Origin of the sequence: Granulicella sp. L46, assembly GCF_009765785.1 — a bacterium.
In the GTDB taxonomy this organism is placed as follows: domain Bacteria; phylum Acidobacteriota; class Terriglobia; order Terriglobales; family Acidobacteriaceae; genus Granulicella.
This window is the reverse complement of sequence record NZ_LMUT01000012.1, coordinates 226,144-250,517: the sequence shown is the minus strand read 5'-3', so window position 1 is coordinate 250,517 and position 24,374 is coordinate 226,144. Positions and strand designations below refer to the sequence as shown.

Below are 24,374 nucleotides of genomic sequence, written 5' to 3'. Positions count from 1 at the left end.
GCAGTCTGACTTAAATGTTGTGCAGGAGTTTGATTTCATGAAACACCTTCGTCCTTTTTTCGCGGCGGTTTTCGCACTGACAGTCGCCGGCAGCGGTTACGCCCAGGCGCCATCACCGCAGCTCACCTTCGTCCTCAAGCAGCTCGACACCGCCAGCGTGAAGTTCCAACGCGCTACCGCCGACTTCCAGTGGGACTACTACGAGAAGATCGTCCACGACACCTCCACCCAGAAAGGCTCCATCTACTTCGAACGCGAGAAGGGTTCCACCGATATGGGTGCCATCCTGGTCGATCCGAACGCGGCTCCCAAATCCAAGCCCATCAAAGTAATCCAATACCAGGCCGGTACGTTCCAGATGTTCGATCCGGGCGTCGACCAGGTCACCGTATTTAACCAAACCGGCAATCAGTCAGCAATTGAAAGCTTCCTCACCCTGGGCTTCGGCGGCAGTGGCACCGACCTCGCCCGCGCCTGGAACATCACCGACCTCGGTCCCGAGACCCTCACCGACAACGGTCAGCCCGTCAAGGTCGAAAAGCTCGACCTCGTGGGCAAGGACGCCGACGCTCGCAAGAACTTCACCCACATCACCATCTGGGTCGACCTCACCCGCGCCGTCTCCCTCAAGCAAATCTTCTACATCGCCAGCGGCGACTACCGCACCGCAACCTACTCAGCCATCAAGGTCAACGGCAACGTGCACAAAGACCAGTTCGCAATCAAGAAAGACAAGAACACGACGGTCGTGAATCACTAGGCCTGCCGCAAATCATTGAGGCTCGGCGCGGAGCTTTGCAACCGCGAAGCTCCCCAGCAGGATCACCACTGGAAAGCACTCCAGCGTGTAACGCGGTTCGGAGTTATCCAGCGTCAGCAACAAAACGCATCGCAGCGCAACAAACCCGAGCATGGCGTACGCAATAGCCCCGCGGCCATCCCATCCGCGCCTCCGCCAGATCACGAATCCCACGACGGCCAGCAAAAGATATGCGGCATTCAGCAACGCGTACCCCAACTCCTCCGCCGATCGCATTGGATGTCGATCGAAGTTCCACCAATCCACTGGCATCGTCGTCAGCTCAAAGCGTGGCCGCAGCCACATATCCGCCTCCCGCGCGACCGGTAGCACCACGTAATACCGCAGCGGATGGTCCGCAATCCTCTCCGCCGCAAGCTGCGCAAATGCCGCATCAAACTCCGGCGTCGCCGACACCACCTTGTTGTACCGCGCAAACAGAGCCTGCGTCTTCTCCTTCTGCTGCGCATTGTCGAACGCCCGCGCCGGCAAATCCTCCACTCTCATCCGCGTGTCGTCATAGTTCCAGTAGATGTCGTAGGTAGCCTTGTAATCGACGGCCCAGGTCCGAAACCATCGCTGAAATCCCAACGGCACTGCCTCATCAGGATCGTTCGCGTACCTCGGCGCCAGCGGTTGGAAAACATGAAACACCCGCCAGTTCCGCGCCGTCCACAACGACAGAGGAAGCACCACCAACAGCGCTGCCACCACCGCCGGCGCCACCCGCCTGCCAAATCCAACATCACGCCACCGCATCCCCAACCAGAGCAACACCGGCAAAATCGCCGCCGCGAGAATCCCTTGGTCCGGCCGCAGCAACACCGCCGCCGCCATCGCGCACCCGACCGCCAGCACCCATCCCCACGCCCGCCCCAGCGCGACCCATCGCTCCAGCGCGAAGAACGCCACCACCACGCAGAACACGCTCAGCGTCTCGGCCAACACCACCACCGAATAGTTCGCCGTAAACGGACACACCGCCGCCAGCCAAACCGCCGCCAACCCAGCCCGTCGTCCCGCCAGCCGCCCCGCCAGAATCCCGAGCAGTACACACCCGGCCAGGTCCGCCAACATCTGCACCACCACCACCGCCCTGTAGTTCCCCGTACCGAACACCGCAAAGCAGGCTGCCAGGAACAGCGGATACCCCGGGAGCCGGATCAGCGTCGACTGAATCACCGCCCCCGAAAATCCATACACATGATGTGCGACCATATTGTGTGCAAGGTCGCCATACATCAGCGCGTCGCCAGCCACCGTTGGTCGAAGGTGGAAGAACAGCAGTCGCAGCAGGGCCCCGGCAACCAGCGCCGCGCCCCAGCCGTACCTCGCTCGCCTCTTCTCCATTTCTCTGCATCATACGAGTCACCAGCACTTCCCGGCACCCCCGCTGCCGACATCCCAGCGCGGGTAGTATCATGGGAAGCACGCCCTTCTATCGATGAGCAAACAAGTCTTCTACGATCCGCAACGCAAACGCTGGAAGCGCCTGCGGCGAATATTCGACGTGCTCGCTCTCCTGGGCGCGCTGGTCGGCGTAATCTTCATCGTCGGCCTCGTCCGCATGAAGCCCATGCAGGGCCTCGACCTTCGCTCCGCCACCAAGCGTTACCGCGCGCTCTCGAATCCGCCCGCACTGGAGCTCACGTCCCGCGAGAAGCTGAATCGTTCTGCCCATCGCAAGACCGATCTCAAACCTTCCGACGTAACCCTCAACCAGGGCGAAGGCCTGCGCGCCGCCTTTTACACCGACCTCGATCCGGCCAGCTACGCGTCGTTCAAAGCCCACGTCAAGCAGATCGACATCCTCTTTCCCGAGTGGCTGCACGTCCTCACGCCCGACGGCTCGCTCACCGCCTTCACCTCCGACAACACGCCCTTCCCCGTCATCGATTCCGCCGGCGTCCACGGCGTCGACCGCGAAAACAAAATCCTCCGCACCATCCAGGCCGCCCGCGAAGACACGGAAATCTTCCCGATGGTCAACAACTTCAGCCCCGTCGAAGGCGCCTTCAACCCGAATGTAGAACAGTTCCTCCTCAGCGCCAAAGCGCGCGCGACGTTCGTTCAGCAGGTCGACCAGTTTCTCGCCACCAACACCCGCTATCGTGGCCTCACCCTCAGTTTTCAGGCGCTTCCCCCTGACGCCCAGGCCGCCTACAGCCTCCTCGCCCAGGCCCTCTACAGCGACTTCCAGCAGCACAACCTTCGCCTCTACATCGAAGTTCCCATCGACGCCGGCAAGCTCGATCTGCAATTCCTCGCCGCCCACTCCGACGGCCTCGTTCTGATGAACTACGGGCAGCATCAATCCGGCACAGTCGCCGGTCCGGTCGCCGGCCAGGATTGGTTTGAGAACAATCTGCGCGAGATCATGAAGGTAGTGCCGCGGCAGAAGATCATCTGCTCCATCGGCGGTTACGGCTACGACTGGTCCAGCCCGCTTCCCACTCCCGGCCAAAAGAACAAGCCTCCCGATCCCGACAGCACGGACGCCAACATTCTTTCCACCCAGGAAGCCTGGCAGGCTGCCTCCGACGCCGACGCTAAGATTACGCTCGACGACTCGCTCAATCCGCACTTCGCCTACGACGACGTCGACGCGAAGCAACGTCACACCGTCTGGTTCCTCGACGCCGTCACCGCCGTCAATCAGATGCGCGTCGCTCGAGCTCTTGGTATTGAAACCTTCGCCCTCCAGCGCCTCGGTCTCGAAGACGACTCGCTCTGGAAGATCTGGGATAAGCCCCTCCAATCAGATCCCGTGAAGGCTCTCGCCGAGGTCTCGCCGGGACAGGACGTCGACACCGAAGGCGATGGCGACATCCTGCGCGTCACCAGCCTGCCCCAGAACGGCCATCGCACCCTCGCCATGGACGACGACCCCACGATTCCCAAGCCCTACCTCAGCGTCGTCTCCGAGTCGATGGACTCCTATCCGCTCCCCTACACCGTTTCGCAGTATGGCTACCATCCCAAGAAGGTGGCCATCAGCTTCGACGACGGCCCCGATCCCGAGTGGACTCCCAAAATCCTGGCCATCCTCAAGCAGTACCACGTCGTCGGCACGTTCTTCATGATTGGCGAGGTCGCCCAGGACAACATCGGCCTCATGAAACGCGTGTACAAGGACGGCCATGAGATCGGCAATCACACCTACACGCACCCGGACATCTCTGAAATCTCTCAGGGCCAGGTCGACCTCCAACTCAACCTCACCGAGCGCCTATTCGCCGCCGAGATTGGCGTCCAGCCCGTCTACTTCCGCCCGCCCTACTCCATCGATCAGGAGCCCGACACCAACGACCAGGCCGCTCCCATCGAGAACATTCAGCGCCTCGGCTACGTCATCGTCGGCGACAAGATCGATACCAACGACTGGGATGAGCATCCCCGCAAGTCGCCGCAGGAAATCGTCGACAGCGTCTTCAGCCAGATCGCCCTCTTCGATACCAAGACCTGGATGCGCGGCTCCGTCATCCTCATGCACGATGGTGGCGGCGATCGTTCCGCAACCGTCGCCGCCCTTCCCGTCCTCATCAACGCCCTCCGCGCCCACGGCTACGAGATCGTTCCTGTCTCCGAACTCATCGGCAAATCACGCGCCGAAGTCATGCCCCCCGTCAAGGGCCGCCAACGCTACTACGCCTTCGTCGACGCCATCGCCTTCGCCCTCATCTCCTTCTTCAACCACTTCGTCATCAGCGTCTTTTTCATCGGCGACATCCTGATGAGCGGCCGCCTCATCATCATCGGCGTATGCGCCGTCATCGACCGCTTCCGCAAGCGCAAGGACTACTCCACCCCGGATTACCAGCCGCGCGTCGCCGTCCTCATCCCCGCCTACAACGAAGAGAAGGTGATCGCCCGCACCATCCGCTCCGCGCTGATGTCGAACTACAAAAACATCCGCATCATCGTCATCGACGATGGTTCCAAGGACGACACCTACAAGATCGCCTGCGAGACCTACGCGAAGGAGATCGCTGCCGGTCGCGTCACCGTTCTCACCAAACCCAACGGCGGCAAGGCCGACGCGCTCAACTTCGCGCTCGCGCAAACCGACGAAGAGATTTACGTGGGCATCGATGCCGACGGCGTGATTGCGCACGACGCCATCAGCCGCCTGGTCTGCCACTTTGCTAATCCGCACATTGGCGCCGTCGCCGGCAACGCCAAGGTCGGTAACCGCGTCAATCTCTGGACGCGCTGGCAGGCCCTCGAATACATCACCTCGCAAAATTTCGAGCGCCGCGCCCTCGACCTTTTCGACGTCGTCATGGTCGTTCCCGGAGCTATCGGGGCCTGGCGCACCTCAGCCGTGAAAGCCGGCGGCTGCTACCATCCCGACACTGTAGCCGAGGATGCCGACCTCACCATGAACCTGCTCGAGCAGGGCTATGCCGTCATCTACGAAGACCAGGCCCTCGCCTTCACCGAAGCTCCCGCCTCTGCCAACAGCCTCGCCCGCCAGCGTTTCCGCTGGTCCTTCGGCATCCTTCAGGCAGTCTTCAAACATCGCGGCGCCATCGTCCACCGCCGCGCCATGGGCCTCTTTGCGCTACCCAACATCGTCGTCTTCCAGATCCTCCTGCCTCTCGTCTCACCGCTCATCGACTTCATGTTTGTCGCTGGCGTCATCCACTACTTCATCGACAAGCACTTCCACCCCGACACCACCAGCTCCGCCGACATTTACAAGCTCATCACCTTCTTCGCCGCCTTCCTGCTCATCGACTTCGCCGCCTCCGCCCTCGCCTTCATGCTCGAGCGCAAACACCCTGCCAGCAAAGGCGACGCCTGGCTGCTCTTCCACATCTGGATCCAGCGCTTCACCTACCGCCAACTCTTTTCCTGGGTCCTCATCCGCACGGTAAAGCGCGCCATCGACGGCAAGAGCTTCAGTTGGGACAAGCTAGAGCGCACCGGCAAAATGTCCAAAGCCGCCGACGCCTCCACCCTCAGCTGACTCTAGTAGTTGCCGAAAACCTCGTTTCCCGGGAACTTCGTTCCTCAAGTCGATTCGAGACCCCTCAATGAGTGACTCGGCCTGAAGTCATCAACCGAGAAACCACATCTGTTCACTAATATTTAGTGATAGGTTCTAATGTCGCAATGTCGCTGTGGCGGTTCCTATGCTGCGCGGTATCTGTCATTTCGCGCGCACGGTCTTGTCGACGAGAAGCTGCGGACGGGGCGTTGTCGATTGACGCAATGATTCAGGTGCGTCAGGCGGCGCTGCAGCGGTCGGTCTTGCTTCAAGGGGAATGCTCCTTGGCCGCAACTCCCAGAGCTGCTCACCGTCCGGAAAGCACCGTACGCGAGTGTAGTGCGTTTCTATCCAAGTGTAGAAGGGATCTAGAACATGGCTCTGTGCCGGATCCCAGGTGATGTCGGCTGGGGGTCGAAGGACGACGTAGCGAACTCGATTCGCCTGCAGCGCCTGGATTGCATTTACGAGGAACTCGGGCCTGGTTAGGGAGGACTGCCGAAGATAGTCCATATAGACGGGACTACGCAGGCCGAGGGGAAGATAGAGACTGACGCTAACGGCCTGGAAAAAGAGATCGCCCGGGTGAGTGCGCTGAGCAATGGCGCGGAACTCATCGGCTTCCTGGGGGCTGAGTGCAATCTGCCCCGTCGGGAGCGATGCGATGCTGGCGTGTGTGGAGCGGTTGAAAATGATCTTACGTATCCCTGAAACCACTGCGGCAGACCAGAGCGTTGCAATGACAAATCGGGAGAGGCGTGGACGGCTGCGCAGAAGGTATTCCAATGCCGCAAGTAAAAGTATCAATGAAGGCAGGAAGTCTGCGTAAAGCCGTATCCATGTAGGCCGGCTGACGACCTCTGCCATGAGCAGCAGGCCGGTGGACGCGAGCAGAACGGCAGGCATCCGCTTGTCACCGGGATACATCTTGTTTTGCAGGCGCGACGTCAACAGAAAGCATACTGCGATCGGTGTCATGGATACCAGAATCACGTACAAAATGACAGGCTCGAACTGCGACAAGGTAAGCCTGTGGGGGAAGACACGCACCAGGGTTACGAGGGGGTTGGTGTCGACTCGGAGTTCGTAGCGTCGGGGAAACACGACCTGAAAGTACCACACGGTGCGCCAACCAACGCGCATGAGCGTGGAGGCGCTGAGAAGAGACCACATGAGAAGAGCGGAGAGAAGGAGGCTTGCCTGTTTGCGGAGCATGGCTCGCTGAGGCGACAAAGGTGCGCGCTCATAGAAGAGTGAGAGCGCGAAGGCCAGCCATGCTGCCGCCCCCGCGGCCTGCGTGAAGAAGGCGGCGATGCCAATCAAGGCGCCTCCGATGGCTATGCGCGAGAGGGAACGGTCCGGAATAAGAATGACAATTGCCACAAGAATGGCCATGAGGCTGAACCAGTGATGCGTGGCGTCAAGCGATCGGCCATAGATAAAGACGACAAAGAGAACGGTGGTCAGATCGGCCCACCGTCGAGACATGATGCGACGGCAAAGGTGAAGACATACATACGATAGAGAGGTGCCGAGCAGCAGAATCACCAGTGTGGGGACCCAGGTGTGGACACCGAACAGATAGAAGGCAAGGACGTAGATGTAGTCGATGCCTGGTGCGTTGAACTGGAAGAAGTCGCGATAAATTAGCAGCCCTTCGCGCATGCGCAGGGCGTCGTGGGCGAAGAGGCCGTCGTCGCTTACGATGAGGTGTGGAACGCCGCGCAGGGTGAAGAGATTGAGGAAGAGATAGCCTGGGATCGCGAACAGCAGAAGGGCGTCAAGCCACCGCCGTGCCCTGGAAGCGCCGAGGTGGCTGAGGCCGCGTCCCGAATTGGCTGAGATCGTGGTTAACATGGAACATTGGGGCATTTACAGAGGAAATCAACTCATTCACCCGCGAATAGTGACAGATATTACATTATGCGGGAAGTAGCAAACACAACCACCAGGCGGCTTGATGATCTTAGGAATTCAGGAGGCTATCAAAAGGTGCCGACACGCTAGAAAACCTTCTGTCCGATGCGTCTTCAGCCATAGAATCCTCTTGCGTCTCTCCAGACCCGCAGTCGCGTTCTGTATCAAACCTTCTCCAAGCAGATTCCCGTAAGAAGTCGCGTTTTCGGCAACTACGTTCACAAGGGCGATCGCCGTCCTTTGGATCTTCGCCGAGGCTCAGCCTGGGGCGCCAGCAAATCCCGAAAACTATCCTACCTAGCGCCCGTGGTGTGACACGATCGCAATGACAGCGATGATCAAGACCACCGCAGCATCCAGCCATAAGATTTGGGAAGTATCGGATTTCTGTTCTTTGTTCATCCCGGTAATGTACTCAGATTGGAATTGTTTGGCTCGAACAAATTACGACGAGGAACCTGCTCAACCACCCACCCTTCGCCCACCACCGAAGCCTCTGGCCATCCGCGCAGGACCCCCCAATCGCATAAACTATAAGGATGGCTAACCCGTCCCTCCCGCCCTTCCGCAACGAGCCCTTCACCGACTTCTCCACCGCGGAGAACAAGCGCGCCATGCACCTGGCCCTCGACCGCGCCCGCGCCGAGCTCGGCCAGACCTACGACCTCATCATCGGCGGCAGCGATCTCCAGACCTCCGACACCTTAAAGTCCGTGAACCCCGCGAATCCCTCCGAGGTCATCGGCATCCACTACGCCGCAACCGCCAAGGAAGCCAACGCCGCGGTCGAAGCCGCGCAGCTCGCCTTCGCCGCTTGGCGCAAGACCTCCGTCGCCGACCGCGTCGCCCTCCTCATCCGCGCCGCCGACCTCATCCGCCAGCGCCACTTCGACTTCTGCGCCTGGCTCGTCCTCGAAGTCGGCAAGAACTACGCCGAGGCCGACGCCGACGTAGGCGAATGCATCGACTTCCTCGAGTTCTATGCCCGCGAAGCCCTGCGCCTCGACGCCGCCACCACCCCCATCCAATACCCCGGCGAGAAAAACCTCCTCCGCTACGTGCCCCTCGGCGTCGGCGCCGTCATTCCTCCATGGAACTTCCCTCTCGCCATCATGGCCGGCATGACGACCGCCTCCATAGTCTGCGGCAACACAGTAGTCCTCAAGCCCTCACCCGACGCCCCCACCATCGCCGCCAAATTCCTCTCCGTCATGGAAGAAGCCGGCGTCCCCGACGGCGTCATCAACCTCGTCCAGGGCGGCCCGGAAGTCGGTCGCACCATCGTCGAGCACCCGCAAGTCCGCTTCATCGCCTTCACCGGCTCCAAAAAAGTAGGCCTCGAGATCCACGAGCGCGCTGCCAAAACCCAGCCCGGCCAGCACTTCCTCAAGCGCACCATCCTCGAGCTGGGCGGCAAGGACACCATCATTGTTGACGCCGACGCCGACCTTGACGCAGCCGTCGACGGCGTCACCGCCTCCGCCTTCGGCTTCAATGGCCAGAAGTGTTCCGCCTGCTCCCGCGCCATCGTCGCCGAGCCCATCTACGACACCTTCCTAGACCGCCTCAAGGAGCGTGTCGAAGCCCTCACCCACGGCACGCCAGCCGACAATTTCCAAACCGGTCCTGTCATCAACGAAGTCGCCAAAAAGCGCGTCCTCGACTACATCGCCATTGGCAAAACAGAAGGCCGCCTGATCACCGGTGGCATCGCCGTCGACACCCCCGGCAACGGCTTCAACGTAGCCCCCACCGTTTTCGCCGACGTCGCCCCTACGGCCCGCATCGCGCAGGAAGAGATCTTCGGACCCGTTCTCGCCATTATTAAATCCAACAACTTCGACGAAGCCCTCGCCATGGCCAACAACACCGAGTACGGCCTCACCGGCGCCATCTACACCAGCTCCCGCGAGAAGCTCGATCGCGCCGAAGCCGAGTTCCACGTCGGCAACCTTTACTTCAATCGCAAGTGCACTGGCGCGATGGTCGGCGCTCATCCCTTCGGCGGCTTCAACATGAGCGGCACTGACAGCAAAGCCGGCGGCCCCGACTACCTCACCCTCTTCACCCAAGCCAAGTCCATCGCCGAAAAACGCAGCTAGTTTCTCGCGCGAGCGGCTACGCGGTTCGCACCAACTCCAGCCGCGTAGCCTCCACCACCTCCGCCAGCGCGCGGTGGTGCACCGTAAACAGCGCCAGCTCCAGCCGGTCGGACACATTGGTCTTCGCGTAGATATTGCGCAGGTAGTTCTTTACCACCTGCTCCTTGGTTCCCAGCTGGTGCGCAATCTGTCTGTTCTTCAACCCCTCGCAGATCAGAGCGACGATCTGCAGCTCACGCGCGGTCAGCCGCTGTGCAGCCTTGACGCCGAGATGGTCGGGACCTGCCATCGTCTTCACCACCCCACGCCGAACATAGCGCTCCCCCGCTGCAACCGTATACAGGCACTCAATTAGCTGCGAAGCCGCCACCGAACGCGTCACCACGCCCTGCAGCCGCTCACTGATCGACTCATCCAGATCCACGCCCGGCTCCAGCATCATCACTGCCCGGCTTCCAGCCTGCTCGATTCGATCCAGAAGCTTGTGCTGCTCCCATGCAAAACTCGACGGAAAGACCACGACTGAGCAGCGCAGGTTCGCCACCGCCTCCATCAGCTCCGAAAGCTTGGCGCACTCCGCCACAACCTCCGTCGTCACTTCCTCCGATAGCACCCTCGCGATGCCTGCGCGATAAATCGCCTGGTTGTCTGCAAGAATCACCTGCATCTGCCAAAACTCCTTTAGGCTCGCGTGCAACTTGTTTCGCAGCTCTGAATTCCTTATCGGCAATGCAATGAAATTCCGCGTGTGTATTTTCATGGGACATCATTGAAGTTTCCCCAGTCACTCACTACAAGGAGAGCCCCTCGGCGAAGACAATGACACTCCGCACATGAATGTCCGCGGTTTTTCAGCAACTTTGTTTCCCTGCCCGCGTTGAAGACAACAATGCCGCTCGCGGCATGGAGAACCTGATGAAAAACACGCTCATGAAACGGTCCATCTTGATGCTCGCCGTAACTTCACCTCTGCTCTTTGTTGCGCTGGGCTGCTCTCACCCCTACTACCCTCCCCCACCACCGCCACCCCCTCCCATGGCCCAAGGACCTACACTCGTTCAACTCGCCGACCGCAACGGATTCCAGACCGGTCGCTCCGATGGAGCTATGGACGCTCAGCGTGGCATGCCGCCTCGCCCGCAACACACCCGCGCCTTCCATGACACCCCGGGATACGACCCGCAGCTAGGGCCTTTCCCTGTCTACCGCGATGCCTTCCGCAACGCCTATCTCCGCGGCTATCAACGCGGCTACAACCGCAATTAGTCATCGCATGAAACAGTGGCCAGCGCCGCTCGCTCAATTGCTTGAGCCTGAGGCGCTGGCCGCCAGCATTCCGTTCTAGGTATCATCGACCTATGTCGGTCCAACCCTTCCACATCGCTTTCCCAGTCGACGACCTCGACGCCGCTCGCCACTTCTACGCATCCATCCTCGGCTGCCCCGAAGGCCGCAGCGCCGACCATTGGATCGACTTCAACCTCTACGGCCACCAGATCGTCGCACACCTCAAACCAGCCGCCGCGCCACGTAATCGCAACGCGGCAGACGCCAACGCGGTCGACGGCCACGACGTCCCCGTCCCCCACTTCGGCGTAGTCCTCACACCCTCCGACTGGAAGCAGTTAGCCGAACGCGTTCGTGCCGCCAACATCGCCTTCGTCATCGAGCCCTATACCCGCTTCGAAGGCCAGGTAGGCGAACAATCCACCATGTTCTTCCTCGACCCCGCCGGCAATGCCCTCGAGTTCAAAGCCTTCGCCGACCTCGGCCAGCTCTTCGCCAAATAAAATCCCCACCGAAGTTCATCGCAAATTTTACGGATTTCTTACACGCTTCCGGCGTACCCTTACGCCGGGCCGGTCTTATTGCGCCCGAAGGAAGCGCATGTCCCTCTTCGATCTTCTGGCCGGCAAGCCCCTCGCAACCTCCGAGGAACGCGCCGAGCACATCGGCCCCATCGCCGGCATCCCGGTCTTCGGTCTCGACGCTCTCAGCTCCGCCGCCTACGGTCCCGAAGCCGCGCTCACCCTCCTCATCCCCCTCGGCGTCGCCGGCATCGCGCACATCGTTCCCATCAGCTTCGCCATCATCGGCCTTCTCGCCATCGTCTATTTCTCCTACCTTCAGACCGTCGACGCGTACCCCAACGGCGGCGGCAGCTACACCGTAGCCTCCGAAAACCTCGGCGACACTGCAGGCCTCTTCGCCGCGGCTGCGCTCATGATCGACTACATTCTCAACGTCGCCGTAGGCATCTCGGCAGGCGTTGGTGCGCTCGTCTCCGCCTTTCCCTCACTCCAGCCCCACACGCTCGCTCTGTGCCTGCTCATCCTCTTCATTCTCACCGTGATCAACATGCGCGGCGTTCGAGACACCGGCAAAGCCTTCCTCATCCCCACGTATCTCTTCATCGGAACGCTGCTTCTCGTCATCGCCGTTGGAGGCATCCGCACCATCCTCGCACACGGCCACCCCATCCCCGTCATCTCGCCGCCGCACCTGCCCATGGTCGCGCTCGCACTGTCTCCCTGGCTGCTGCTCAAGGTCTTCGCCAGCGGCTGCACAGCGATGACCGGCGTCGAGGCCGTCTCCAACGGCGTAGGTGCCTTTCGCGAACCTACCCAGGGCAACGCCAAACGCACCCTCACCATCATCATCGTCCTCCTGATGATCTTCCTCGGAGGGATCGCGCTCCTCTGCCGCGCCTACAACATCGGTGCCACCGACCCCACAGGCGCCGGCTACCAGAGCATCTTGTCCCAGTTGATCTCCGCCGTCCTCGGCCGCGGGTGGTTCTACTACGTCGGCATCGGCTCCATCCTGCTCGTCCTTGCTCTCTCCGCCAACACCTCATACGCCGACTTCCCCCGCCTCACCCGAGCCATCGCCCAACGCAACTACCTTCCGCACGTCTTCCTCATCCGCGGACGCCGCCTCCTTTATTCCCACGGCATCTACGCGCTCGTCACCTTCTCCGCCCTCCTGCTCATCGCCTTCGGAGGCGTCACCGACCGCCTCATCCCGCTCTTTGCCATCGGCGCCTTCCTCGCCTTCACCCTCTCGCAGGCCGGCATGGTCGTGCACTGGATGCGCCAGCCCGGCCCACGCTCCTACCACCGCATTATCATTAACGCCATCGGAGCCACCGCCACCGGCATCACCCTCCTCATCGTCCTCGTCGCAAAGTTCAAGGACGGCGCATGGATTACCGCCATCCTCGTTCCCGCGCTCATCTATCTGATGTCCGGCGTCCGCCGCCACTACGACGGCGTCTCCAAAGAGATCAACATCGATCGCCCCATTCACCTCGACAACCTCAACCGCCCCATCGTCGTAGTCCCCATCGACCGCTGGACACGCATCACCGAGAAAGGTCTGCGCTTCGCCATGAAGCTCACCGACCGCGTCGAAGGCGTGCATGTCGACGCCGAGGAAGTTCGCCACGACGTCGAAGCCATGTGGCAGCGCAACGTCGTCGCGCCAATCTCTGCAGCGGGCCTGCCCGTCCCGAAGCTCGTCTTTCTCGCCTCACCCTATCGTTTCGTTCTCACGCCGCTGCTCGACTACGTTCTGCAATTGGAGCAAGACCACCCCGAGTGCCAGATCGCCGTCCTCGTCCCCGAACTCGTCGTGAAGCACTGGTGGCAGACACCCCTCCACAACCAGCGTGCGCAACTCCTCAAGCTCTTATTACTGATGCGCGGCAATCCCCGCATCACCGTCATCAATATCCCCTGGTACCTCTAAGCCGTCTTCGCCTTTTTTTGACAATTTCCAAAAGAACTTGTCATTCCGAACGCAGCGAGGAACCTGCTGTCTCCCGTTCTTGCCGTTGCTTATCTTTCAGTCATTCTCTCTGGGAATCTGCTTCATCTTTTGCTGTTGCCGGGTGCCCCATTCATGACGGTTCCGTCGTCATGAGTGGGTACCGCGCAACGCGCGACCGGCCTCCCATCTCCATCCCCACCACGACTAACTCTCGCTGTCCGCGCAGGACTAGAAATTCTTCAGCGCCAGATATTGGTGAATGAACGCGATCGCCATGCTTCCCTCGCCCACACCACTCGACACCCGCTTAATCGAGTCATGCCGCACATCCCCCGCGCAGAAGATACCCGGCAGATTCGTCTCCAGCGGAAACGGCACCCGCTCCTGAAGCCCCCAAGCCGTCAGGTCGCGCCCCGTACACAGGTAACCGGCCGCATCCCTCTGCAAACTCTCCGGCAGCCAGCCCGTACTCGCCTTCGCCCCAATCATGATGAACAGCGCATCCACATCATATGTCCCCGTCGTCTCCTCACCCTCCGGAGGACGCGTACGCACCGTCACCCTTTCCAGGTGGTCGTCTCCCTCGGCCTTCACCACCTCGGTATACGACGCCACGTGAATGTTCTTCTTTGTCGCAATCTGATCGATCAAATAAGACGACATCGTCAGCTCCAGCCCCTTGCCCCGCACCAGCACCACCACCTTCGCCGCGTAGTTGGCAAAGAACACAGCCGCCTGCCCCGCCGAGTTTCCGCCGCCCACAATGACCACCCGCTTCCCCACCACGTTGCTCGCCTCATTGCGCGAAGCCCCATACAGCACGCCGCGCCCCAGAAAGCGCTCAACGCCCTCCGCCTTCAGAATCCGCCACTCCACCCCCGTCGCAATCAGCACCACGCACGCCGACACCCTCTGCCCGCCATCCAACTCCACGCAGTACCGCCCATCGCCCAATGGCTCGATATGCTCCACGCAGCGCGTCATCGCGATCTCCGCGCCAAACCGTCCCGCCTGTTTCAGCGCCCGCTCACTCAAATCCTCGCCCGAAATCCCATTCGGAAACCCAAGATAGTTCTCAATCCGCGACGACGTCCCCGCCTGCCCGCCCGCCGCCGACCTCTCCACGATTAGCACCTTCAGACCCTCCGACGCGCCGTACACGCCGGCCGCCAGGCCCGCCGGCCCGCCTCCCACCACCACCACGTCATAGTCCTCAAAGCGCGGCTGCGTCCGAATCCCCAGCGCCTCGGCCACACTCCGCACCGTCGGCGTCTCCACGCAATAATGTTGATCCACCACCACCGCCGGCCCGTCATACTCGCCATTCATGCACACCGGCATCCGGCTGGCGTCCTTATCCGCATCAATCCACTCATAGGGTATCCGGTTCGCCGAAAGAAATTGCCGAATCTCCCGGCAGTCATTGTCGTATTGCGTACCTATCAATAGCACTCGCGAGGTCGGCAGCTCCGACACAAACTGTCGAACCGTCTTCAACCGGTCCGTCATCGTCTGCAGGATCAGAGCGCTGCAAGCGGCCGAACCTTGGATCAACTCAAGCAGATGCTGCGCCTCAAACCGCGCCACCCGCGACTTCGATACTGCCTGGCACGAAGCCAGCGAAGGCGCACCCAGCAGGATCGGCAGCTCACCGAAGAAATCCCCAGCCTTATAATCCCGAAGCTCCTTCGGTCGCCCCAGGATATCCTTCACCAGCTGCACCTCCCCCTCCAGCAACACGAAGAAGCCCGGCGCCTCCCCCTCGCGAATCAGCCACTCTTCAGGCTGCAGGCGCACGTCCGCTGCCCGCTCAGCAAACCGCTTCCGGTCCGCTTCGTCCAAACACGCAAAGATGGGGATGGCCTGTAGTTCGGTGGGAGAAATCATACTAGATTGTCCCATGTTCCCGGTTGCAAGAGTATGTATCGCGAACGGGGCCAACGGGTGCCGAAGGTCGTTAGCCCTTCGGCTTACCGTCGCGGTTACTCACACTAGCGCCCTGCGGCGCTCCTAGCGCTTAGCTTTCGGCTTCGGCTTTCCGGCCACCTTTTTCGCCACCGGCTTAGCAGCCTTCTTCGCGGCTGGCTTGGCTTTCGCCACCGGCTTCTTCTTAGCCGGCGCAGCAGCCTTCTTCGCGACAGGCTTCGTCACCTTTTTCGCGACAACCTTCTTCGCTACCGCCTTCACAGCCTTCTTGGCGACAACCTTCTTGGCCACAGGCTTAGCAGCTTTCTTCGCGACAGGCTTAGCGGGCAGCTTCTTGGCAACAGGTTTAGCCACAACCTTCTTCGCTGCAGGCTTCGCCACAACCTTCTTGGCAGCGGCTTTCACCGGAGCCTTATCGGCCACCGCTTTCTTCGCGACTGGCAAAGCCTTGGCAGCGACCGGCGCAGCTTTAGCAGCAACCGCCACAGCCTTCGCAGTACCCTTCGCCTTCGCGCCATCGACCGGCGCGCTTGCAGCGGTATCGCCGCCCTCAGCCAGATCAATATCCGCAACCGCCGCAGCAGCCTTCTTCCCGCGCGGCTTCGGAACCTTCGCCTCGCGCTTCACCGCACGCCGCCGCATGTTCACCGGAGGTGGTGGCGCCGGCGGAGAGAACGGCTCAAGGAATGCCCGTGCCGCCTCCGGCGTGTCCAGCTTCGAGTCCATCACCGCAAAAAACAACTTCTCCACCAGCTCGTTATAGCCGGGCAGCGCGGGCGTAATCCGCATCTCCTGCATAAGCTGGTACGGAATCTTCAACCGCGCCTGCGACCAGTCATTGAAGAACGCCTCAAACCTCGCCTTCAACGGAGCGCTCTTGGTCGTATGCGCCAGCCACAACACCGCCTCCGGCCTCGCCGCAAACAGCATCTTCCAGGCGTCCGACGGCGCAGCCGCAGCCTTGCTCGTAAACAGCGTCGCAAACTCCTTCGTGTCCGCCTCCAGCGCAGGAATCTGCTCAGCAAATCCAGGCCGCGCAAACTTCTTCTTGAGGTCCGCCACGTCCTTCGGTGTCAACTTTGCCGTCAGCAACGGAAAGTAAGCAGCCGACGGATCGGGAGAGATCCCCATCGACTCCAGCCGCCCAATCAAGTCGCGCAGCTTATCCAGCTCCGCCTCGTTCGCCTTCGACGACGTCCACGCCGGGAACAGCACCTTCGCCCAACCCTCAGCCTCCAGGCGCTTCAGCACCCGCAGCGGATCTTCCTCATGGAACACCTCTTCCAGTTCATAGTGGTGCAGCGTCGTGCTCAGCGCCGCGATCGCGTTGTCGGCCTTGGCATTCTCATACCGCTGACGAGTCTTCTCTTCCATCTGCCAGCCCAGACGCGCGCCAAAACGTGCCGCTCGGATCATCCGCGCCGGATCCTCAATGAACCCGTAATTCGACACCAGCCGCAGCTCGCGATTCTCAATATCGGCCACGCCGTTCAGCGGATCCATCAGCAGCCCAAACGATCCGTCGTTCAGCGACAGCGCCATCGCATTCGCCGTAAAGTCACGGCGATGCAGGTCGTCCAAAATCGGCGCCGCTTTATACACCGGCTTGCCCGGCTTGGGATACGTCGCCCACAGCGTCGAACCAACCTCCAGGCGAACCCCGCCCGGGAACGTAAAGTAAAGAGTCTGCGTCGGTTCGTCTTCGCCGATCACCACCCCGCCAGCCTTCTGCAACTCTTTCTTGAGTTTGGTCGCATTGCCCTGGACAGCGAAATCCAGGTCGCGAATCGGGCTTCCGCTGGTCAAGTCGCGCACCGCTCCGCCGACCAGAAATACGGTCATCGCGCGAGCCTTGGCTACCTGGCGAACATGTTCGAGGGCGGATTGTTGGTACGGCGTAAGGCGGGTCTGCAGCAGATAAATGTAGTCAGCCATGAGAAATGTACTTTGCTCCGAGCGGTCGCCGGCATCTCAAGCGCCCGCCCTAACTTGCTGCATATCAATCGTTTACATAGGTGTAACCTGAGGACACAACGTCCAATTCTACACCCTTTTCAAGCACTTGGCTACTGTTTTGCACTGGGAAAGGGTCAGTTCGCATCGAAGCGATAAAGTCTCCGAAAAATATGGAGGCAATACCTTATTGAGTCCCTACGCGGCAACGCGATAGTGCGCGAACATTGCGTTCGCACACTATCGCGTGATTTTGCCGAGAATGGCAGTCCTTTAAACCGCCGTGAGGTAGCAGTCCAACGGCGCTTAGCTGCCCGTTGAACCGACAATTCCCTTGTTGACTACAATCGTCACCACGACGCGCCGGTTCTGAGCCTGCGCCTTCCGCGTGTGATCGGTGTCGACCTGGTTGCTCGTGCCCATCGCCGCGGGCGCAAGGATTCTGGTCATCGGAACCGCGCCTGACTGCTGAATGATTGCCAGCACAGCGTCAGCACGTTCCGCACTCAACCTCTGGTTCAACGTTGCGGACCCAACGGTCGAGGCATAACCCTGCACCTCGATCATGAAGCCCGGAGTATTGGCAGCCGCCTTCACAAAGTCTGTGAGTGCGTCCTTATCCTGCGGCTTAACCGTCGCTTTGCCATTGGCAAAGTTGATCGTCATGCTGTCCTTGGTGTCGTACTGATCCAGCGTGCCGATGCGCGTGTTGGTCTGTCCAATCTGCGTTGTGTTCTGTGTGGTCGCCTGGGTAGTCGTCGCAAGACCCTGCTTGGTCGCGTCGATATCCTGCGAGTTCTTCGCAATCATGTCCTGGCTCTGCGAGATGTCCCGCTTGTTGCTCGCAAGCTGATCCTGCTGTTCGCCAAGCTTCGCGTTCACAGGGTCCAGACCCGCATCGATTGCCCTTGCCGTATTCAGTGAACCCTTCGAGAAAACGACCTTCTTTGCCAGCAACTGGTGATCGGGGTTATACGCCCCTTCAACCTTTACCGACAGGCCGGGAACAAGAGCCTCGACGCCGAGGTCCCTTCCGCCCATACCAAGAAAGCCACCTTTTTGCGTAGCCTTGGTGCTGTCCGATAGAAGCACGATGAGCCTCGGGGTATCGGCCGTCTTGACCGCCATCTGCGGACCATTTCTTCCGATGACCATACCTTGGACCGTCGCTTCCTGGGCAATTGCCGTGAGACCAAGCGATGAGACCATCGCCAACGAAAGTGCCAAGCCACAGGTAGTTCTAAGCTGACGCTGTATTTGCATGCATTACTCCCTTAGATATAAGTCCCGGTCCCGCGGCTCGATGTCCGTTCTATCGCGACCGTATCCTCGCCCCCGACACCCGTGTAGGGGTCGCGGCGAAGCTTTACACTAGGACGCCAATTTCCCGCAAAGGGAGGCCAGCATAAGTAAATCGTTTCCACCCACCAGTGCAAAACTTTTCGCCCGATTGATAACAAGAGACTTACACGATCCATCTGAGACCTCAACAGCTTCAAATCACGTGACGCTAGGTCCCTACTCTCTCGAACTTTCCGAAGAGCCGACTTATCGGGAACCTCTGCTGAAGTATGAGGGCGAAGTCGAACGACTCTTCCTGCACGAGATGCAGCTTAAAAAAAAGCCCGCTCCGAAGAGCGGGCTCGCGCACGTCGCAATGGCTATGACTTCAGCGCAGACTCGATTGCCGCGATGACCTCTGGCGAATCCGGCGTCACGGCCGGCTCAAAGCGAGCGATCGGCTGTCCGTTGCGCGCGATGAGGAACTTGGTGAAGTTCCACTTGATCTCGCCGCTAACGTTGGGCGCAGCAGTGAGGTACTGGTAGAGCGGCGTTTTATCGTCGCCCTTTACCGAGACCTTCGCCATCATCGGAAATTTGACGTGGAACTTGGAGCTGCAGAACTCCTTGATCGTTGCATTGGTGCCGGACTCCTGGTTGGCGAAGTTGTTGGCCGGCACGCCGACGATCACCAGGCCCTTGTCCTTGTACTTCTCGTAGACGGCCTCGAGCGCGGTGTACTGCGGCGTAAATCCGCAGGCACTGGCCACGTTGACCACCAGCAGCACCTTGCCCTTGTATGCACCCAACGTGGTGGGGTCGCCATCGATGGTGCTCAGTTTGAACTTGTAGATGGGCGCGCCGGCATCGGCCACGGCCACGCCGCTGAGGAACAACAACATCAGAACCAGATAGATCTTTCGCACGGGCGCCTCCAGAAATCGTTATGTTCCCAGTGTAATTGTGGGGTCAATTTGAGGCACAGCGCCGTCACCGATGTTCGCACCGCGTGCCCCACCCCGCCGGCAACTCCGGGGCGGATCCCTTCGCAGCTTCACGAACGAACTCGCCTGGGGATACCTTCCCCAGTCCGGCTTCCTGCGCGCCGGCAAATCACCCTTATGGAAACCGATGGCCGCCTGACTCCCTACCCCATCAAAACCCTCAAGCGCATAGCGTATGTGCGGAAATTCACCTCTGTGCGGGAATTCAACCTCAACGACAAAGTCGATCCCGAACGCATCGGCCGCACGACCTTTCCCGCTCGCCCTCGCGGCGACGGCCTCTGGCTCGAAGCCACGCGCCGTCCTCGCTACTTCGCGGTCACCAACATGGAGATGCGCCGGTTGGCAGCTCGACCATCAGCAGTCGAGTTGTCCCCTACCGGATGCTCTTCTCCGTATCCTTTCGCCACCAGCCTGTCTGCGCCAATGCCCACGGACTCCAACTGTTGCACAACACTGTCGGCGCGATCCTGCGAGAGTTTCAGGTTCTGCGCCGCGTCCCCCGTGTTATCGGTGTAGCCGCCAATAGTGAGGTGCACAGCGGGATAGGCCTTGAGAATCGCGGCGATGTTGTTGAGTTGATCCTGCGACTGCGGCTGCAGCGTAGCTGAGCCTGTGTCGAACAGCAGCCGGTCGAAGTCAAACCACGTAGTTTTGTCAGGACTCAGTGCCGGATCTTTGATGAACGCAAGAAGCTTGCTCTCGACTCCGAGTTCCGGGATGTGAATGACAGTCCCATTTGGCAAGGTGACGTCAACTAACCCGCCAAGGTTAACCCCGTTAGACGAAGTGATCGTGGCAGGAGTCGTTACAGCGGGAGCGGTCACTGGCTGAGTCGCGACTTCAGGCTGACGCGAGTGATACCACCAGAAGCCCAGCAAGAGCGCAAGCACCAACAGGCCGAGCAGCCACGGCAGTACCGAGCTCTTCTTCTCTTCGAGCACGGGCCGAGCTACGACTGGATTGACGTGCGCGGCAACGGGCGCAGGCTGTTGCTGGAAGCCCGCGGGTAGGAACCCTTTCAACGCGTCGCTTTCGCGCGCAAGAAAGCCCGGGAAATTACTCACATTCAGGCTGCCATCGCGGACCTTCCCGCCGACGAAGCCCATGACCGTCTGAACGCCCAGCACCAGGAGTGCGGTGGCGCCCGCACCACGCAACCCTGTTTGGGTGCCAAGAGCTTCCGCGATCGAGCCGAGCCGACCGCCAAAGATGGTGGAGAGCAGCTGCGATCCCCCCGTGAAAAAGCTCGATGTGGGATTGGTCAGTGAACCGCTCGACAGTGCGGAACCCACTGCATTCGCAGGTGTCGCTGAAGCCGAGTTCAACAACTGGCTGAGAAAGCCCTGATCGCCGGATCGCTGTGCAAGACCGCTGACGACTGCGGCTATCGATGACTGGATCCCATTGGCGATGGTGGTGGGCGAAGCCCCGAAGTGGCTAGCGAGCCCTTGAATCGACTCTGTGGGGAGGGCTGAGGAAAGAAGATTTGTGAAGGTAGGATTTGTCACCGTTAGCTTGCCTCCTGGATGGAAAAGCACGAACGGACACATCGTATTTCGAGGGCTAGCCTAGACTCCTGACGCCGAGAAATGCAAGCAGGACGAACGAATTTTCACAATAGCTTTTTCGTCGCATCAATAACCTTGTTCAAGTCCGTACATAGGGACGGCACGCAACCCCTTGAAGCGAAGTTTCTCGGTGAGCAAGACGCCACCAGGGACGCATTGAGTCCGAGAAACGCAGTTTTCAGCTACCTTGCTTGCCTCCTACCCAAACCCACCCGCCACGGCTCTATCATGGTGTCAGCAACGTCACTCATCCACACCCCATGGCTCCAGCTCAGAAGAAAGTCATCCTTCGCAGCTTCACGAACGAACTCGCCTGGGGATACCTTCCCCAATCCGGCTTCCTGCGCGACGGCCAAATCACTCTCATGGCCACCGACGGCCGCCTCACACCCTACCCCGTCAAGGCCCTCAAGCGCATAGCCTATATCCGCGATTTCAATCTCGACGACAAAGTAGACCCCGAGCGCATCGGCCGCATGACCTTCCCCGCCCGCCCTCGCGGCGACGGTATCTGGCTAAAACTCACCTTCCGCGACGATGAGCTCCTCGAAGGCCTCACCACCCTCGACATGGCCTTCGCCGACACCCTCCTCGACGACCACGGACTCTTCCTCACACCACCCGACCCGCGTTCCAACACCTTGCGCCTCTTCGTTCCTCGCATGGCGCTCAATTCCATCGAAGTTCTCGGCTTCGTTACCGCTCCCTCCCTCCGCCTAGCCGCCCAGCGCGCAGCCCAATCCGGAACCAAGTCGAAGCCTCGCGTGACAACCGACACGCAACCAAGCCTCTTCGACGAGTAAAATTCGCTCTATGAACCTCGGCGAGTTAGCCAAGCATCTGAAAGCCGAACTGGTTGCAGGCGAGGGCCAAACCCTCGAAGCCGCTGCCCTGCGCGCCATCGTTGGAGTTGCCGGCATCGAAACCGCCGGCCCCACCCACCTCACCTTCATCGCCAATCCCAAGTACGCCGCACAGGCCCGCACCACCCGCGCCGCTGCCCTCATCGTCGAGCCCGGCTTCCCCGCCATCCAAGCCCCGACCCTCCGCACCCCCAATCCCTACCTCGCCTGGTCCCGTGCCATCGAGTTCTTCCACCCCGCTCCCTCCTACGAGCCCGGCATTCATCGCACCGCCGTCATCGGCCACACTTCGCGCATCGGCGTACGCGCCCACATCGGCGCCTACGTCGTCATCGGCGAACACTGCCAAATCGGCGACGACGCTGTTCTACTCCCGCACGCAGTTCTCTACGACAACGTCCGCGTAGGCAACCGCTTCCTCGCCCACGCCCACGCCGTCGTCCGCGAAGGCTGCCAGCTCGGCGACGACGTAGTCCTCCAGAATGGGGCCATCATCGGCGCCGACGGCTTCGGCTTTGCCAAGAACGCCGATGGCCGCTGGACCAAGATCGTCCAGTCCGGCCCCGCGGTCCTCGAAGACGCCGTGGAAGTCCAGGCCAACGCCTGCGTCGATCGCGCCTCGGTAGGCGAAACCCACATCGCAAGCGGCGTCAAAATCGACAACCTGGTCCAGGTAGGCCACGGCTCAACCGTCGGCCAAAACACCCTTCTCTGCTCACAGACCGGCCTCAGCGGCTCCACCACCGTAGGCAAGAACGTCATCCTCGCGGGCCAGGTAGGCGTAGCCGGCCATCTCACCATCGGCGACGGCGCAGTCGCCACGGCCCAGAGCGGCATCCCCTCCGACGTAGCTCCCGGCGCCATCGTCAGCGGCTACCCCGCTACCGACAACCGCACCTGGCTCCGCACCGTAGCCGCCCTCAACCGCCTCCCCGACCTCCTCAAGCGCGTCACCCTCCTGGAAAAGCACATTAAGAACGACGAATAATTCGCCGCTCAAGCATGTCATTCTTCGAGGCCAGCAGAGGATCTTCTCCCTTGTCTCCAGGTACCCCAAGGCTTCAGCCTTGGGTCTCATGGCCCAAAAGTAAAGTCGGGCTTTAGCCCTTGGGTATGCCCTCTGCTCGAATCCCAGTAATCCCACGCGAAACCGCTGCTACCCTAAACCCATGAGACTCTTCACAACCACACGCGTCTCTCTCGCACTCCTCACCCTCGCCGCCCTAACCGGCTGCCACTCCCACTACGTCTCCATCGACATCCACAACACCACCCCCAACCCCATCACCCTGGTAGAAGTCGATTACCCCACCGCCAGCTTTGGCGTTGACACCTTAGCCGCCGGCGCCACCTACCATTACCGCTTCAAAATCCTAGGCGACGGCCCCACCAAAATCCTCTGGACCGACGCCGCACAGCAACAACACACCGTCCCCGGCCCCAACCTCACCGAAGGCCAGGAAGGCACCCTCACCACCACCATCACCCCCACCACGGCAACGTGGCAGTCCAATCTCCGTTCCAACTAACCCTCACCCTTGCCGACCCTCCGGCCCCTGACCCGGTGACTGATCGATCTCCTGCCCGTTCGGAGTCTCTTCAGACGGAAGCCCGGGTTGTTCTCCCTTCCGCCGCGCAGTCCCCGCCCAAATCAGGCCGACAAGAAATACAGCCAAAACCGTAACAAACGCACCAAGCAGCGCGATACCCATAAGACGTCCTCCCGAAGCCCGCCTTGCTCGGTCTTCTGCTGTTGGATGCCCACCCCCTCCAACTAGGTACGCCCTTCCGACTTCGCGGCGGAGCTAACGACGGCGCCGTATCTCCACAGGCCGAGGCTCACTAGCCCCCCAGGCCGTCGCAACAAAGAAAACAGAAAGAATTGCCAGAAAACAAATAAAGATGACTGTGATCATGCGGCTTCCTTTCCGAAGGCGCCTCGTTCTCCGTCTCCTCCAAGTGAGATGCCGCCTCCCGCGCATAGGTGAGCCCACCGGCCATTGCAGTAGACTCGCATCGTGAGCCAAGCATCCATCCCAACCCCGAACCGCGGCCTTTTCATCACCTTCGAAGGCCTCGACGGCTCCGGCAAAACCACGCAACTCAAGCACCTCGCCACGGCGCTCGTAGCCGGCGGCCACCGTGTCGTCACTCTCCGCCAGCCCGGCGGCACGCCCCTCGGCGACCGCATCCG

The 24,374-nt window shown here is 60.6% G+C and carries 18 protein-coding genes and 1 pseudogene; 11 read left to right on the top strand and 8 right to left on the bottom strand.

Annotated elements, in window-relative coordinates; genetic code table 11:
• Nucleotides 1–37 precede the first annotated feature (37 nt).
• Complete coding sequence (locus GSQ80_RS10340; RefSeq protein WP_158787571.1) at nucleotides 38–760, top strand: outer membrane lipoprotein-sorting protein; 723 nt, start codon at nucleotides 38–40, stop codon at nucleotides 758–760.
• 12 nt (nucleotides 761–772) lie between these two features.
• Here the strand turns inward: GSQ80_RS10340 and GSQ80_RS10335 are convergent, their stop codons facing one another.
• The gene (locus GSQ80_RS10335) at nucleotides 773–2,149 is read right to left on the bottom strand and encodes a glycosyltransferase family 39 protein (RefSeq protein WP_158787570.1); all 1,377 of its coding nucleotides are present in this window, start codon (nucleotides 2,147–2,149) and stop codon (nucleotides 773–775) included.
• A gap of 94 nt (nucleotides 2,150–2,243) precedes the next feature.
• On the opposite strand from GSQ80_RS10335, the gene GSQ80_RS10330 reads away from it, so the two are divergent.
• Complete coding sequence (locus GSQ80_RS10330; protein WP_158787569.1) at nucleotides 2,244–5,771, top strand: polysaccharide deacetylase family protein; 3,528 nt, start codon at nucleotides 2,244–2,246, stop codon at nucleotides 5,769–5,771.
• A 183-nt stretch (nucleotides 5,772–5,954) separates the two neighbouring features.
• Here GSQ80_RS10330 and GSQ80_RS10325 read toward each other — a convergent pair whose 3' ends face one another.
• On the bottom strand, nucleotides 5,955–7,649 hold the full coding sequence (locus GSQ80_RS10325; protein WP_216850262.1) for a hypothetical protein: 1,695 nt from the start codon (nucleotides 7,647–7,649) through the stop codon (nucleotides 5,955–5,957).
• A 599-nt stretch (nucleotides 7,650–8,248) separates the two neighbouring features.
• On the opposite strand from GSQ80_RS10325, the gene pruA reads away from it, so the two are divergent.
• Nucleotides 8,249–9,811 (top strand): L-glutamate gamma-semialdehyde dehydrogenase, encoded by a 1,563-nt coding sequence (pruA, locus tag GSQ80_RS10320; RefSeq protein ID WP_158787568.1) that lies wholly within the window; start codon nucleotides 8,249–8,251, stop codon nucleotides 9,809–9,811.
• A 16-nt stretch (nucleotides 9,812–9,827) separates the two neighbouring features.
• Here the strand turns inward: pruA and GSQ80_RS10315 are convergent, their stop codons facing one another.
• Nucleotides 9,828–10,478: a response regulator transcription factor gene (locus GSQ80_RS10315; RefSeq protein ID WP_158787567.1), complete on the bottom strand. Its 651-nt coding sequence runs from the start codon at nucleotides 10,476–10,478 to the stop codon at nucleotides 9,828–9,830.
• Between the two features lie 248 nt (nucleotides 10,479–10,726).
• On the opposite strand from GSQ80_RS10315, the gene GSQ80_RS10310 reads away from it, so the two are divergent.
• The 3 genes from GSQ80_RS10310 to GSQ80_RS10300 all read left to right on the top strand — a co-directional run bounded on the left by GSQ80_RS10310 (nucleotide 10,727) and on the right by GSQ80_RS10300 (nucleotide 13,561).
• Complete coding sequence (locus tag GSQ80_RS10310) at nucleotides 10,727–11,077, top strand: hypothetical protein (RefSeq protein WP_158787566.1); 351 nt, start codon at nucleotides 10,727–10,729, stop codon at nucleotides 11,075–11,077.
• A gap of 92 nt (nucleotides 11,078–11,169) precedes the next feature.
• Nucleotides 11,170–11,601: a VOC family protein gene (locus GSQ80_RS10305; RefSeq protein ID WP_158787565.1), complete on the top strand. Its 432-nt coding sequence runs from the start codon at nucleotides 11,170–11,172 to the stop codon at nucleotides 11,599–11,601.
• 97 nt (nucleotides 11,602–11,698) lie between these two features.
• Nucleotides 11,699–13,561 carry an APC family permease gene (locus GSQ80_RS10300; RefSeq protein WP_158787564.1) on the top strand — a complete coding sequence of 621 codons (1,863 nt, stop codon included), beginning with the start codon at nucleotides 11,699–11,701 and terminating at the stop codon, nucleotides 13,559–13,561.
• Nucleotides 13,562–13,810: 249 nt separating this feature from the next.
• Here GSQ80_RS10300 and GSQ80_RS10295 read toward each other — a convergent pair whose 3' ends face one another.
• The 4 genes from GSQ80_RS10295 to GSQ80_RS10280 all read right to left on the bottom strand — a co-directional run bounded on the left by GSQ80_RS10295 (nucleotide 13,811) and on the right by GSQ80_RS10280 (nucleotide 19,644).
• Nucleotides 13,811–15,469 (bottom strand): FAD-dependent oxidoreductase, encoded by a 1,659-nt coding sequence (locus GSQ80_RS10295; protein ID WP_158787563.1) that lies wholly within the window; start codon nucleotides 15,467–15,469, stop codon nucleotides 13,811–13,813.
• Nucleotides 15,470–15,592: 123 nt separating this feature from the next.
• Nucleotides 15,593–17,443, bottom strand: a complete 1,851-nt coding sequence (locus GSQ80_RS10290; protein ID WP_158787562.1) for a CCA tRNA nucleotidyltransferase — start codon at nucleotides 17,441–17,443, stop codon at nucleotides 15,593–15,595.
• Nucleotides 17,444–17,767: 324 nt separating this feature from the next.
• Nucleotides 17,768–18,724, bottom strand: coding sequence for an OmpA family protein (locus GSQ80_RS10285; RefSeq protein WP_216850260.1), 957 nt, complete (start codon nucleotides 18,722–18,724; stop codon nucleotides 17,768–17,770).
• A gap of 398 nt (nucleotides 18,725–19,122) precedes the next feature.
• Nucleotides 19,123–19,644, bottom strand: a complete 522-nt coding sequence (locus tag GSQ80_RS10280) for a glutathione peroxidase (RefSeq protein ID WP_371315729.1) — start codon at nucleotides 19,642–19,644, stop codon at nucleotides 19,123–19,125.
• A 72-nt stretch (nucleotides 19,645–19,716) separates the two neighbouring features.
• Between GSQ80_RS10280 and GSQ80_RS23895 the strand changes: the two are divergent.
• A pseudogene (locus GSQ80_RS23895) lies at nucleotides 19,717–20,028 on the top strand (hypothetical protein); the annotation flags it as partial.
• A 26-nt stretch (nucleotides 20,029–20,054) separates the two neighbouring features.
• Here GSQ80_RS23895 and GSQ80_RS10275 read toward each other — a convergent pair.
• Nucleotides 20,055–21,257 carry an OmpA family protein gene (locus GSQ80_RS10275; protein WP_158787559.1) on the bottom strand — a complete coding sequence of 401 codons (1,203 nt, stop codon included), beginning with the start codon at nucleotides 21,255–21,257 and terminating at the stop codon, nucleotides 20,055–20,057.
• A gap of 320 nt (nucleotides 21,258–21,577) precedes the next feature.
• Between GSQ80_RS10275 and GSQ80_RS10270 the strand changes: the two genes are divergently transcribed.
• The 4 genes from GSQ80_RS10270 to GSQ80_RS10255 all read left to right on the top strand — a co-directional run.
• Nucleotides 21,578–22,120 carry a hypothetical protein gene (locus GSQ80_RS10270; RefSeq protein ID WP_158787558.1) on the top strand — a complete coding sequence of 181 codons (543 nt, stop codon included), beginning with the start codon at nucleotides 21,578–21,580 and terminating at the stop codon, nucleotides 22,118–22,120.
• 10 nt (nucleotides 22,121–22,130) lie between these two features.
• Nucleotides 22,131–23,168 (top strand): UDP-3-O-(3-hydroxymyristoyl)glucosamine N-acyltransferase, encoded by a 1,038-nt coding sequence (lpxD, locus tag GSQ80_RS10265; protein ID WP_158787557.1) that lies wholly within the window; start codon nucleotides 22,131–22,133, stop codon nucleotides 23,166–23,168.
• A gap of 181 nt (nucleotides 23,169–23,349) precedes the next feature.
• Nucleotides 23,350–23,709, top strand: coding sequence for a hypothetical protein (locus tag GSQ80_RS10260; protein WP_158787556.1), 360 nt, complete (start codon nucleotides 23,350–23,352; stop codon nucleotides 23,707–23,709).
• Between the two features lie 489 nt (nucleotides 23,710–24,198).
• The coding region (locus tag GSQ80_RS10255) for a dTMP kinase (protein WP_371315728.1) at nucleotides 24,199–24,374 on the top strand (176 nt) is incomplete at its 3' end.